Genomic DNA, 15,069 nt, shown 5'->3' on the forward strand with positions numbered 1-15,069 from the left:
GCCGGCTCCTACAGGACCGTTATCAGCTTCACCTTCATGCAAGGAGCGCGATCATGCACAAGTTCCGCTTGAGCAAACTGCTGCTGGTCAGCACGCTGCTGTCCCTGTTTTTCCTGCCCTCGGCCCAGGCATCGGATGCCGACACCTGCGTCCAGCAGCAGTTGGTGTTCGATCCCAACAGCGGCGGTTTTCTACCCGTCAACAATTTCAACACCACCGGCCAGAGCTTTATGAACTGCTTTGGCTGGCAGCTGTTTATTGCCCTGAACTGGCCAGTGGATCCCGGGTGGCCAGCCAATGCGGCCCTCGCGGGCGAGCCGAACCGCAAGATCACCATGGCGCAATTTGGCGTGCCCCAGGCCGCAGGGCAACCCATGGCCACCGCACCGGTGTGGGCCAGCTACAAAGACGCCAACGATATCTTCCTGCCCGGCGCCCGACCGCCCACAGGCTGGGGCGTACAGACACTGGTGCCGTCCAATTGCAGCAGTGAGGGCAGCCTCAAAGCCTTGTCGGTAGGGGCGCGCAAGTTCATGAACGCCACCTCGGAAAGCGCAATCAATGCCCGGCATCGCTTTCACTTGTCCAGCGGCACCCTGGCCACCCTTCCTGACCCGATCATGGAAGCGGACGGCGGCTGGCTGACCGATCAGACCGGCAACCTGGTGTATTTCGAACGCAAGGTAGGCAAGGCCGAATTCAACTACATCGTCAACAACCAGTTGTATGACGCCGCCCAGCAACTGGCCGTGGCGCAGAACGTCGACGGCCAGCACCCGGCCGGCTTGTCGCTGCCCGCTGGCGAGGAGCTGCGTTCGATGCCCAAGACCCCGCTGCCCCAGGACCAACTCGGAGCACTGGAGCTCAAGGCCGCCTGGCGGATTCTCACCGGCCAGCCCCAGCTCTACGGGCGCTACCTGACCACCGTCGCCTGGCTCAAGGACCCCGCCACCCTGCAATGCAACCAGCAGGTAGTGGGCCTGGTGGGCCTGCATATCATCAACAAGACCCAAAGCTCACCGAACTTCATCTGGACCACCTTCGAACAGGTCGACAATGTGCCCGAACCCGACCAAGTGCCCGCACAGCAGCCGCCGGCTGAAGGTTTCACCTTCAACAACCCCGACTGCACAGGTGGCCCGGACGTGTGCACGCCCAACGTGGCGCGCATCCAATGCCAGCAGCACAACCCGGATCGCCAATGCACCGAACCCTACCCACGGGACCAGCCGGTACAGACCACCCGGGTCAACCCCGTACCCTCGCAAATGCAAGCGCTCAACGCCGCAGTCCAGGCCAGCTTCGCCCAGCAGACCCAGGGCCAGTCAGTGTTCCAGTACTACAAATTGATCAACGTGCTGTGGATCACCTCACCGACGCCGCCAAACATCCCGGAGCCGGGGCCCAAAGCGACGGTACCGCTGTCGTACGGCGCCTTCATCAGCCAGGACAACGTGCCGGTGGCCAACACCACCATGGAGACTTACGTGCAGGGCAAGGAATGCAACGTGTGCCATCAGAACGCGACGATCGCCGGCAGTACCACCCTGGCCTCGGACTTCTCGTTCCTGTTCAACAATGCCGACTCGGCTACGCAAAATGGCCTGATCAAACGTGTACAGGCTTTCGAAACCCTCAAGGACGTCCAACCATGAAACGCTCACTTGCCACCCTGCTGCTCACCCTGCTGACAGTCCTCAGCCCCCACGCCCTCGCCCACTCGGCTCACGAACTGCACGCCGTGAGCAACGGCGCCGATGCCGATGCACCGGGCAACCACGGCATGTTCATGGTCGGTTCGCAGACCTTGTTCCTGGTGCATATGCCGATGTTCACCACGGAAAAACACATGTACCAGATCGTCCTGCAGGCCAGCCTGCCGGCTGACGTGATGACCCAGTACCAGGCGCTGCGCGCGGCCAATCCGAGCAAGCCGTATAACCTGATCAACGTCGATAACGACACGTTCACCTTGCCGCAACTCAAGTCCGGTGAAGTGACCTCGTTCAAGGCGACGATCTATGACGGTTACTCCAATGACGGCGGCGGCACACCAGGGCCGGTGCTGTTTGACAACGTGCCGGTGACGGTCGAGTCGGTGGTGATTTACCGGCCGTTCAACCTGGGCATCGACCGGCCCAAACAGCTGGTGTACACCTTGTTTGGCCGGGGCAAGGAGGCGCACCTGACCCACTACATCGCCCAGGATCCGGACTTCCAGGAGATCATTACCCTGCCTGGGCCGCCAGCGCCGTTTTCGGCGGCGCAACTGGTGTCTACGGTGGATTTGAACTTCACCACCGTGCAGTCGCTGCCGATTGTCTGCCAGTCACCGCTCAAACCTGGGGTCTATCCGACCTTGCTCGAAGGCCGGGCGGATGCGCCAGTGGCGTTGGACCTGGGGCCGGCGGCGCAGCGGGTCTGGTATTCGACGGGGAATTTGTTGAACAAGACGGATCCTTGTCAGCGTTAGGCGAGGCGGCCGGACAGCCGACCTGATCGTCGAATCGTGCGCGTACCCCTGTGGGAGCGGGCTTGCTCGCGAATGCGGTGGACTAGCTAACGCTTGCGGTGACTGATACACCGCATTCGCGAGCAAGCCCGCTCCCACAGGTAAGCAGTTGCGCACTTTGCTTTTGCTCTGCTTTTGATCTTAGGCGACCCGTTCAACCACACTGGCCGCAGGCAGGTATTGTGCAGTGGATGCCGGGGTAGCCGTGGTTACCGCAGCACCGGATATGCACACTCTCCCTACAAACTAATCTGCCCCCGCTCCTCATCCGTCAACCGCGCCTTGGCCTGTTCACTCAAAGGCCCCGCCCCCAACACCTGCACCGGGCTGTGCGGGTCATACGCCGGCGCCCTGCGTGCCTCTTCCTGCCCCCGCTGCACCGGCTCCGCGCCGAACCCCAGCACCTCCACCGTCACAATCGACGCCCGGCCCTGGCGCGCCGCTGCCTGTTGGTTGCGGGCCGCGTCTTCGGCCGCCTGAGACGCTGCCGCCCCCGCCGCACTGGCCGAGCTCATCGCCCCGGTATTGACCGCCGCCGACACCGGTACCCCCGACGATTTGCCCTGGGTCTGGATATTCGCCGCGTTGACCACCCGCAACGCGGCAATGTTGATATTGCCCGACACACGGATCCCCGCCTCACCCGCATCAATGGTGCCCAATGGCGCAATCAGGTCGATATCCCCCGCCGGCACTTCCGGGATCGGGTTGAGGGTGGCGATGCCCGCCCCGGTACTCGGCACCGACGGCGACAGGCTGACATTGCCCCAGTTGTCGTACACCCGCCGTGGCGGGGTGTAGACCACGGTGGTCTTGGACCCCCGCCCGGCGTTGATATCGCCCGCAGCGGACCAGCCCATGATCGAGCCGCCAAAGGTGGTCATGATCCGGCTCTGGCCCAACAGGATGCTGCCCAGGGAATACAGCTGGATATCGCCCGCGCCCTGGGTGATGACCCCAGCCGTCGACGGCGGCGCAGCGCCCTCGATACCGAAGGTCTGGCCACCGCCCGGCGTGAGCATCTGGATCGAACCACCGAAGTTGGTGTGCACCCCCGCGCCGCCAAACAGTGTGATATCGCCCTTGTAGGCAATGGTATTACCGGCCACGTCCTTGTCCGGGAACAACCCGGCAATCGCCGCCCGACCGCGCACATAGCTGCCCTCGCGTACGCCGCCCGCCTGGTTGTACTCGCGGCCGGCAGCCTTGAGTTCAGCGAAGTACACCTCACGGGCAAACACTCGCTGCTGCTCCGCTGGCAGCGCCGCGTAGTAGGCCCTGGCCTGCTGGCTGTCACCGACAAAGCCGAAACGCCCGGCCAGCCAGTCCAGCAGTTCACGCTCGTAGGTCTTGGCAACCTTGCCGCCCAGCAGCGTCAAGGGTTCGCCCGTTTGCAACTGGCTCTCAGGGTTCAGGTAAGCCTCGACAAAACGTCGGTAGTCCGGGCCGTTGGGGCCGGCTCCGGCTTGCATGACGATACTCGCGCCGGCACGGCTATCACCCGCTGCCACAGCGCCAAGGCTGTTGACGCTGACCTTGTCCTCCATGAGGATGTTGCGCCCGGCCATCAACTCCAGCGTACCGGGCCCCGCCGCATTGAAGCTGCTATAGAGAATGTCGCGCCCGGCACTGACGATGGAGATATCAGTCAGGCCGTTATGCACAAACAGGTTGGCGTCGAAAGCATATTCACCGGTCGCCGATTCGCCACCGCTGGCGCCACCCAGACGCGTGCCGCTGCTGACGATGTCACGCCCGGCCAGCATCCATACCGGACCTGCGCCTTCATAAAACGTTTGCCCCACACGCGGGTCACCGGCACTGGTGATGGTCAGGGCACGCCCACTGTTGACGCCCAGCAGGTCGCCGCTCAGCGCATAAAAGCGCGCAGGGTCCAGGGTATCGCCCCACAACGTGCTGGCCGTGTTGGCACCGAAGGTGAACAGCGGGGAAAGCCCCAGGCGCGCAATATTGCTATCACCGCTAAGGTTGCCGCTGCCCGCGATCGGCAGGGAATTGGCAAAGCCCAGGAACGCCGGGTTGAGGATCGTTGCCAGGCTGTCCGGCGCGGCGCTGGAGCGACTGACGGTCAGGTCGCCGCCATAGATAGAATCCCCGGCCAGCAACTGCAATTGGCCGTTGGCCGATGGCGCCAGTACCAGCGCCACAAGCGCTGGCATCGAGCCGGGGTTCGCAGTCGCCGCACGCCCGTAATACAGGCTGCCACTGGCGGCCACCGCACGTAATGTGGCGGGATAGACCGCCGCCATGTCTGTTTCCAGGGTCTGGGTCAGCGGTGTCAGGTTGCCGCCGGCAGAGAACAGGTCCACTGCCGTGTTGCGGGTCCACAGGCTGAACCAGCTTTGCCCGACGCCGTTGACCCCATTGTTTACGTAGGCCAGGGCATTTGTCTGGGCGACGCGCCCTGGATCGGCCACATCCTGCAACACCAGATCCCCACGGGTGGCCAGGTTGAAGGTGGCATCACCGGGCAACAGGCTCAAGCCACCGGCCGCCGAGGCCGATGTGGCGCGCAGTGGGTCATAGGCGCGGACTTCACTGGGGCTCTGGTCGATAGCCCGGCTGCCATACCGCAAGGTCAGGCTGCCCAGGGCACCGCCGGTCAACTGCACATTCCCGCGCAGGTTCACCAGCGCGCCATTGAGGTGATCCAGAGCGATCTGACTGCCTGGATTCACCGCGCCGCCGACCCGCAGGTTCAAGTCGCCACCGCCGGTCAATTGCAGGCTGCCATCAGCCGCTACGCGCCCGCTGCTGCCCACCGCCAACACCACCCCTTGGCTGCGCAAGTTCACCGCTTGAGGCACATAACCGGCAGCCAACGGCCGGATGATCCCGGCATCGCCGCCCACCTCGATATTCAGGTTGCCCCCGCCCAACGTGCCGAAGCCGGTGAAGCCCAGCATCTGGTCGGCGCCTCCCGCCTGGGCCAGGTTGGTGGCGTAGGAGCCAAAGTTGATCCACCAGGCAGTGGCTTGCGCCTCAGGGCCACTCAAGCCATTGCCCTGGCGCCACAACCAGTTGCCGACATTCGCCGAGTCCTGGCCACGATCGCTCCTGACCGGGCGTCCCGAGACACTGAGTGACGGGCTGGTGATGTTACCGGTCAGGTTCCCGCCCACTTTCAACAACAGGTTGCCACCCGCCTGCGGGTACCAGGCGCGGTACACACTGTCGGCGCCGCCGTTGACCAGTTTCTCGTTGCCGCCCACGCTATTGCCCAACACCTTGCCATTTTCGCCCAGTGTCCGCGGCAGGTTGTAGGGGTCGTTGGCCGAGGTGCCCGTGGAAGAACTGCCAGCGGTGTAGACCCCGTACAGCGATTCCATGCTCAGGTTGCCAGCCGCCAGCAGGTCCAGGTCGGCTGCGCCAGTGCGGATCACACTGAAACGGCTGCTGCCCCCCGCCACCAGGCTGTAGGCATCACCGCCGGATTCACAGGAACCGGGGTAGTCAGTACACGTTCCGAGGTTGCCGGCGCTCACGGGTTTGCCGACCATGCTGGTGTCGCCGTAATTGTCGATGGAGCCCTGCTCGGTCCACACCAGCACACCCTCGGCGAACATGCCGAAATGGCTGTCGGCCAGGCGCAGGTTGCCGGTCGACGGATACGGCTGCAGCAGCCGACTGTCAGCCGCCTGGGTGTCAGCCCCGGCCACCAGGCGGATCGACCACGCCTGGGAGCCTTCCGTCAGCATCGGCGCAACGCCCCAGTTCTTGCCCTGACGCCCCGCCTCCTCGACGCGTAATTTCACCGACTTCACACCGCCCGACAACTTGACATCAGTGCCTGCCGGCAGCAGTGCGCCACGGGGCAGTGCCTTGCTGCCATTAAGGGTCACGAATGCCGTACTGCCCAGGCGCCCGGGCAATGGCACGCCCTTGGGCCAGATAAACGCCCGCACGCTGGTGTTGCTGGTCAGCAGGGTGCCAGCCCCCAGTACAGTGCCGCTCGCCAGGGTCTGGCTCTGGCTCAGCAGCGTCCCCGCAGCAAACAGCTCCTTGCCGGATGCATCCAGTATCGCTGCCGCCAGCACCGTACCCGCAGGCAGTACCAGAGGCTGACTGAGGGTCACCGGTACCGGCAGCCGTGTACCGTTCGCCAGGCTCAGGGCCTTGATCGACACATCGAAGTTGAGCACCGCACCCGCCGGAAACTTCGTGCCGTCAGCCAGGGTCACGCCCGTACCCGGCACCACTTGGGTGCCGCCGGTGTAATCGATACCGGGGCGCAGTACCCAGCCGTTGTCATCGTCGGTCGGCGGTGGCGGCGCAAAGCCGTCGGTGATGCTGCCGTAGATATTCAGGTCGCCGCCGGCGCGCAGGGTCAGGCGACCCACTTCGCCGGAGCCGTAGATATCCGCGTTTTTTTGGGTATGCGGGTTGAGGCTGGCGTAACGATAACCGGAGAGGTCGAGATCGCCCTGCACCACCAGATCGCCCTGGGGCGTCTTGCTGACAATCTCCACACCCGGGCGCAGATGGAAAGCGTCGGCATAGGTGGCGTTGTTCAAGCCTGCCAGTTTGTTCTGCAGCAGGTCGTTGTTCTTCAGGGCAGCGTTGATGAACAACACACTCAAGGCATGCTTGGCGTCGAGGTACTTCTGGTCGATCACCTGGTACGGGCGCCCGCTGGCCGTGGCATCGGTCTTGGTCAGCGCATCGTCGTAGCTGATCATGCCGTTGAGCGCAATCGAGCGCGCACCCTGGATATCCAGGCGGCCACGGGCATCGATGGCAATGTCATTGCTGCCCAAGCGCGGCGCATTGAGTTCCAGGGTGCCACGGCTGCGACCATCATTGCCCGCCGCCTCGGTAGCGTGGCGCAGGTCAATGCGTACGCCATCGGCGAGGGTCAACTGGCCCTGGCCCGAACCGAGCACCACCGTGGCGCGGTTCGGCGCATCGATGATCTGGCCATGGCTGTCCACCCGCAGTTGGCTGCCATGGGCGTCGAGCACGGCGCTGCCGTCCAGGGCCAGGCCTTTTTTGGCCAGCAGGTTGATGCTGCCCACCCGCTCGCCACTGGCATCCACCCGCCCGGTAACGCGCAGGCTGCCATTGTCCAGCGAGACACTGACGCTGTTGGCCTTGACGTCATTGCCGATGCTCAGGTCGCCCTGCTTGAGCTGGAAGCTGCGCGCGCCAAATACCTGGCCCTGGTTGAGCCGCTGGTTGAGAGCAGCAAACTGCTCGTCCAGGGTACCGCGAGTGCCCAGGCGCTGGGCCTGGATCTCAACCGCACCGGCCAGGTACGGCACCAGGGTGCCGCCGGCATCGTAGTCACCGCTGCTGCCCGCCAAGAGCTTGCCCGCCAGGTCAACCACGCCGCCGGCTTCACCCACCGCCACCGCCCGCAGCTTTCCCGCCTGGTTGTGCTGGGCCGACAGGTCAATGGTCGAGCCTGCGGCCTGCAGCACATTGCCCTCGCGGCTTTGCAACGAGACCTCGCCACCCGCGCCGTATTTAGTCAGATCGTTGAAGACGATGGCGCGCCCGGCCACATCAATCAGTGCGTCATCGCTCAAGACCACGTCGCCACGCGCATCGAGGGTGACCTTGCCGCTGGGCAACACCACCGCACTGGCCAGGCGGATGCTGTCGCCCTGCAACGCCAGCTCGCCGCCCTGGCCTTCGGCCTTGCCACGCACACCCTTTGATGCCGCGATATCCAGTACGCCACCGGCGGTGATGCGGTTGACCGATCCCGCCTCACCGGTCAGCAACGGCGCCAGGATGTTCAAGTTGCCGCCCGTGTAGGCAAACCCTTTGATGGGGTCGTAAGCACCCTGGCGCTGATAGACCGACAGGCTGCCCTTGTGGTTGGCGGTAATGCGCTCGCTGGCCTTGAGGTTGACGTCGGCAAACCCCAACGCGAGGCGGTCGAAGCGCTGGGTGGTGCTCGGTTGGGCAAAATCGCCATAACCCAATTCGATGCGCTCGGCACTGATATCCAGGCGCCCGCTACCACTGCCGGCCCCGCCCGCGATTGCCGCGCCGGCAGGTGTTTGCGCGCCGAGCCAGATCAGGTTGGCGGTGTGAATGCTCGCCACATCACTGGCACTGCCGGCCCCATAGATCGCCGGGGTGGCGAGCATCAGGTTGCTCAGCAACGATTTGCCGGTCACTGCGTCATACGTATCGAGGGTGCTGGAGCCATAGAAGTTGAAGCTGTCGCGGGCCGAGAGTTGCAGGGTTTCCAGGGCCGGCGCGCCGAATTGCGTGTCGCCACGCAACAGGCGATTCAGCACATCCTGGGTCAGGGTCATGCCGGCCGGCAGGCGATTGCCGGCCGCCGCCTCGGCCAACGCTTGCGGGCTGCCGACGTTGATGCTGGCCAACCCCAGGTTGAGATGACGGGTGCCGTAGCGCACCTCATCCCCCATCTGCAACGTCTTGTCGGTCAGGGCGACGATACTGCCGTCTGAATACAGGGCAGTCTGGCCATCGCAGGGCGCGCTGTTGCACACCCCCAGATTGATGCCGCCACTGGCGGCACCGCCCGCCTGTACGGCGTTGACCACGTTGAGCAAGCCGTTGGAGACCGCCAGCATATTCGCGACCTGGTAGACAAAACCGTCGCGTGCGTCATAACTGGCCTTGCCCCGGCCAATCGTATTGATCGAGGCGCCCTGCTCCATGACGATCTCGCCGGTGGTACTCACCAGGAACACTTCCGGTGCAGCCAGGTTCGCCCCTTCACGCAAGGTGATAGAGCCGCTGTTGGCACCGACCACATTGATGTAGTTGCCGCTCTGGCCATACGAAACCTGGGGCATCCCACCCATCATCAGGCGTGCCGCGCCCAGGGCGTTGAGGCTGTCCGCCGCCACGGTGACGCCCCCGAATCCATCAGTGGCCGCCTTGCCTGGCGCCACCACCTCCATCCCACCGGTCCCCATGTTCATCACGGCAACCGTGCCGGCATAACCGTCAGTTGCCGCCTCGAAGCGGCCGATACCGGCGAAGGAAAAGGCGTCTGCCCCGCCACCGGGGTTCAACGCCAGTTTCAAGGTCTTGGCATCCACCGGCAGCAACGCCCGTGGCACGCCGAGTTTGGCGGCATCGGCCACGGCGAACTGGGCATAACCGGTTTCGTTGTACTGGGAGTAACGGCGCAGGGTGTCGGCCGAAGTCAGGATCAACTGGCTGGCCACACGGTTGCTGATCCCGGTATTGACGATGGACAGGCGCCCGGCAGCCGACCATGAACCATTGCGCAGTGCCTGTGGCACGTCTTCGGTCCCGCGCCCCGCCAGGCCGTTGATTTCCACACGGAAAGCCCCCGGCATCAAGGCGTAGGTGGAGGGCATCAGGGTATAGGTCCCCGCAGCCAGTCCCGGTACGCCAGCGTCCAGGGTGATTTGCTGGCCGATCAACGGGTCTACCGCGCCGCCCTCCGGTGCCACCGGGGCATAACCCGGCTGCCCCCCAGGCACGATGGCGTAGACCGGGTTGCTGCCCAGGCCCGGCAGGACAAAGCCGCCGTTGGTGCCGATCTGCATCAGCGGGTTGTAGCGCGCATCGGTGGAACCGCCGCGTCCGGAAATAAACCCGGCGCCGAGCAATTCGCCGCCACCGGACAGGTCCAGCGTGGCCTCTGGCAGCACCGCCACCGATTGACCGCCAAGAATCACCCCCACATTGAGGTCGCCATTGAGGTTCGCAATCGCCCCCTGGCCAAGGAACGACACGGTCTTACCGTTGTACTGGTAGACCTGGCCATCCACCGTGCCACCGTAGGGCAACACCAGGCCCTTGCCGCTCACCGAAGTCAGGCTACCGGGCAGCAGCTCGACTTTTTGGGTGCCCAGGATGCCGACTTCGATCAGCCCCAGGGGGGCGCGCACGACCCCGCCCTGCTGGATGGTCGGGCCGCCCAGTTGCAGGCGACCGAAGGCCGAGTAAGGGACAGCGCCTGCCTCGTTGCCGGTACGGGCGATGGTCAGGGTGCGCGTCGGGTCGTAGCCGGCAACCCCGTCCACGTAGCCAGCCAGCACCCGTGCCCCGACTTCGGTCGCCGGGTACAACTGCGCGGCCCGCAGGGTCATGTCGCCCCGGGTCATGAGCTGGGTACTGATGCCCAGGGCGATTGCATCCGCGCTGGCCCCGGCGAGGAAACGCAGGTCACCCTGGCTGCTCAGTTGCACATCATCGAAACCACGCCGTTCGACACTCACCTGGCTATTGTCGGCCTGAGTCAGGCTGCTCTTGTTGCCGAACAACACATTGCCGCGTACCTCCAGCAGATTGGCGTTGGCGTTGAACACCGCCTCGGTGGCGCGTTGCGACATGGCGCTGGTCAACACCGGATGCAGGTATTGGTCCTTGGCTTCCAAGGGCGCAAGGATGCCCGCCAACAGCAGGTGAGGTGCCGACAGGTTGACCCGGGCATCTGGCGCAGCATTCTCACTCAGGCCGAGGGCGCCGCTGTACAGGCGCAGGCTCTGGCCCATCTGCAGCGATAGATCACCGTCAACACTCAGCAGGCCATTGCTCAGCAATGCCAGGTTGTCAAAGCCACCGGCGCTGACCTGATCCACGCCCAGGCGAGCATGCCCATATTCCAGCTCGACAGCCGCAGCCTGGGCAGTGCCCGCCAGGGTGCTGTCCTGCCGGGTCTGGCTGAGCACCAGCTCCCGTGGCTTGAGCACCCGGTCGGAGACCGCATTCTTGATGTAGTAAGGGCTTTCCAGGGCCAGGGCCAGGCTCCCGCCCGATGCACCGGCACCGCCGGCCTGGGCCACAAGACTGCCGTCCAGGTACAGGCCATTGTTGGAGGCCACACTGATGCTGCCGCCATTGCTGGCCACCTGCACCCGGCCCCGACCCGGCAGATCCAGGCCCGCCTGGGCACCGGACGCATCCAGGCGCGCGCCATCGCGTACCACCACAAACACATCACTGGCCTTGGCAATGCCGGTGGCGAGGTCAAGCTCGCCGCCAAGGCTGATCGTGCCGCCATTGCGCACCAGGCCATAGCTGCGGCCACGACTGTCCACGGCACTCACCGCCCGCGCGGCCACATCAATCAGCGCCTGCTCGCCAACCCAGATCGAACGCCCGTGACCCGCGGCATTCACCGCCTCGGAACTGGCCACGTTCAGGCCTCTCAGGCTGACGCTGCCGCCCCAGGCGTTGAGCGTGCCATTGAGGGTCAGTTGGCCGACGCTGCGCAGGTTGATCGCCTGGCCCGGGTCGACCGTGATGACCGCCCCCTGGCCCACGCTCAGCGCCGTGGTTGCCAATTGCGCAGCGGTGGAGTCCTGATGCCCAGCCGTCAGGCTCACGCTGGCGCCGCGACGCTGGCTCAGCACGCTGTTGAGCGCATCCTGTTGATACACCGGGGGTGTCCACAGCGCCATCAGGCTGGCCGGATCACTGCCGCTCGGCACCGTTTGCACCTGCTCGCCAACACGGTAGACCGGCATGTTGACCGCGACCTGAGTGCCGTCAGCGACGATCAACCCTTCATTGCCAGTGATGTCATACGCCGAGAACCCTTTGTTGAAAAAGTCTCCCGCCAGTTGCAGGGTGCCCGCGTCTGGAGTGCTTGCCTCACCGATCAGCACCTTGTGCGATTGCAACGCCAGGGTGCCGCCACCGCTGACACCGTAACCACGAATCTCACCGCCCAACACCAGCGCCCCCAGCGCGCCCAACGTCACGCTGCCGCCCTTGCCCCCGCTGACCTTGCCATCCTGGCCAGCAGTCGCGCCCGAAGACACCTGCACCAGGCTCCCCGCCCCCAGGCTCACATCGCCGGTGCTGCGCAGCGACACCTTGCCGCCATTGGCGTAAGCCACGCCACCGATGATGGACGGCTGCAGAGCCAGGTTGTTCCAGCGCCCGGAGGCATCCAGCACCGCCCCGGAGGCCACAGCGACTTGCCCGATCCCCGCCAGAATCACATCTTCAACGCCATTCTGCCGATTGAGGTTGACCTGACTCAGTACGTTGCCGGCATTGATGCTGCCGCCGTGGGCCGTCAGGTTGGCGTTGACCGCCACCTGCGGCGCATACAGGGTGATATCGCCACCGTCCGCCACCGACAACGCGCCATTGACCGTGATCTGCTGTTTGGCACCCACCTTGATCGCGCCCAACTGGAAGCCGTTGAGCTGCTCGCTGTCGAGCACCAGCCTGCCCTGGCGCCCGGCCGACAGCGCGGCGCTCAGGTCCAGGCTGTCGGCGATGGCTGGCGCGCCACTCTCGATCACTACCTGCTCCATGCCCGGCGTCAGGGCGTAACGCAGGGTACCCGTGCTTTTGTTGAAGATCGGCGTGTACTGGCCAATGATCAGTTGCGCACGCTGGGCCTGAGCCTTTTGCGACTGCTGGTAACCGTCAAGGTTGATGTTCGGTGCCAGGGTCTGGCGATCGCCCTGGAACACATCACTGATCAGTTGGCCTTCAAGCACCGCACTGCGCGTACCCACCACCAGCTTGCCGGCATCGCGGCCCACGGTGTAACCCGCCTCAAAGCGACGCTGTGGGGCGATCAACGGGTTGTAATAGAGATCGGTCCGACCCCAGCGCTCACTGGTGTCTTCAAAGCCTTTGTAAAGCCCGCTGTAGAGAATATCGCCCGGTGCTTTCGACAGCTCGTACAAGCGCCCGTCCGGCCCCTTGAGCCAGGTTTGCTGGACATAACCGGCCTGGACATCCACGGTGCCGCCCGACAGATTGATCTGCGCGCCCTGCTGGGTCACGACGTCACGGCCAGTAAACGTCACGGTACCGCCCTGGGCCATCCACTCGCCCACCGCGTGCCCTTGCGTGCCCAGATAGCCACCGACTTCCAGCAGGCCGCCAGCGGTGTACCAGCGATCCGTTGCGTAGCCGTTGGTACCCGCCGGCACAAACACCAATTCGCGCAGGTCGACCCACACATCGTTGTTGATCAACTGCCCGCCATCGCGGTTGACCGGTGCATCACGTTGCTCGTTGCCCTGCACGTTGATCTTGATGTTGTTGGCTTGCATCGCCACCTTGACGCCGATGGCGCCGGACACGTCGATCATCGCACCGTCGCGCACCAGGCTGCGCTGGCCGGCGCTGACCGCGACCTGGCCACCGGTGGCAAGGGTAATCGAGCCCTTCTGGAAGTCCACGGTGCCGCCGCTGACAATCTCGATGCGCGACTGATCGGTACGGTCGGCCACACTGCCCAGGTTATTGAACTGCCCGCTGATCAAGGGGTTCGCCAGCCCGTCAAGATTGACCAGGCCATTGTCGCGCTGGCTGTTGAGTGCGGTGGAGCCGCTGCTGTCGAGCAGGATCGCGGTGGTGCTGCCTTCGCCAAGACTGACGCTGCCGGTGGTGTCAGTGGACGAATTGAGCAGGTGAAGGGTGCCACGCGTGTCCACCGACGTGCTGGCCAGAGCGACACCGTTTTGCTGCACGGCGTGGCCGGTCAGGGTGATGTCGCCGGTTGCGGCCATGATCAGGCCGCTGTTGGTCACGCTGCCCGCGCTGCTGCCGGCCTTGAGGCTGCTGGCGACTTCATTGCCGCGTGTGGTGGAACGTGCATTGCCGGTGGTGCCCACGCCTTTGCGGATATAAAAACTGTCGCCGGCGGCCAGGGTCGTCTGGCCCTTGGCGGTGATGAGGGTCCCGGCGTTTTCCACTTCCGAGCCCAACAACAAGGCATAGCCACCGGCATCGGTGGACGTGGCCGCATCATGGGTCTGGATCAGCGCGCCCCGCTGCACCTGGACCTTGCCCGCCGCATCGGTGAACGTTGGCTGGGTGCCGTTGGCGTCGACGTAGAGCCCGCGCTGGGTGAATTGCTCATCGCTGATATTCGCTGCGGCCGCCACCAGGTTGCGCACATTGACCTGGCTGCTGCCGCTGAACACCACGCCATTGCGGTTGATGATCATCACAGTGCCAGCGCCCTTGATCTGGCCCTGGATTTCACTGGGGCGCGCGTTGGGGTCATTGACGCGGTTGAGCAAGGCCCAGTTGGACTGCTGCTGGAAGTCGACAGTGGTGTTGCGCCCGACGTTAAAGGTCTCCCAATTGAGGATGGCCTTGTCGGCGGTCTGCTCGATGCTCACCGTGGTCTGGCCACCGGCTTGGCTTTGGGTCGGGCCCTTGGCGTTGATCCAACCCTGGGTGAGGCTGTTGTCTACCTGCAAGCCGCCCTTGCCCAGGCCATCGGGAATCGTCGAGACCTGCCCCAACGCTGCCTGGCGCCCCGCCGCCTGCGCGGCCTGCTGGGCGGCAATCGCCGCAACGCTGTTGTTGAGCGTGCTCAGTGAGCGCTGCATCTGCTGGTTGACCCGCGCCTGCTGGGACAACGGCGGCGGCATCCCCGGCACCTGCGCCCCCGGACGCGCCGCCGTGGCCGCCTGGGACGCGCCCTTGGCCGCAAACCAGCCGGAGCTGAACGCCGTGGCCCCCTGGGCACTGCCCGCCACCAGCAACAAGGCAATGGCATGGGCCAACGGCTTGAGGCGCAAGACTGTCTGGCCGTGCGGGCCGCGGGCATTCAGGTTAACCGGTGGTTTGCAGCGGACCATCTGGAATCA

Annotated in this window: 3 protein-coding genes; 2 read left to right on the forward strand and 1 reads right to left on the reverse strand. The window is 64.7% G+C overall.

The window, feature by feature from the left end; all coding sequences use genetic code 11:
* The first annotated feature begins 53 nt into the window (after nt 1-53).
* Together H097_RS16315 and H097_RS16320 are read left to right on the forward strand one after the other, a co-directional pair.
* Nucleotides 54-1,655 (forward strand): hypothetical protein, encoded by a 1,602-nt coding sequence (locus tag H097_RS16315; protein ID WP_032861024.1) that lies wholly within the window; start codon nt 54-56, stop codon nt 1,653-1,655.
* Complete coding sequence (locus tag H097_RS16320; protein ID WP_156356806.1) at nt 1,652-2,473, forward strand: hypothetical protein; 822 nt, start codon at nt 1,652-1,654, stop codon at nt 2,471-2,473. Before H097_RS16315 ends, H097_RS16320 begins: the two co-directional genes overlap by 4 nt.
* Before the next feature lie 278 nt (nt 2,474-2,751).
* Here H097_RS16320 and H097_RS16325 read toward each other — a convergent pair whose 3' ends face one another.
* On the reverse strand, nt 2,752-15,060 hold the full coding sequence (locus H097_RS16325; RefSeq protein WP_032861025.1) for a filamentous hemagglutinin family protein: 12,309 nt from the start codon (nt 15,058-15,060) through the stop codon (nt 2,752-2,754).
* Nucleotides 15,061-15,069 lie beyond the last annotated feature (9 nt).

Source organism: Pseudomonas sp. FH4 (assembly GCF_000510915.2).
Classification (GTDB): domain Bacteria; phylum Pseudomonadota; class Gammaproteobacteria; order Pseudomonadales; family Pseudomonadaceae; genus Aquipseudomonas; species Aquipseudomonas brenneri.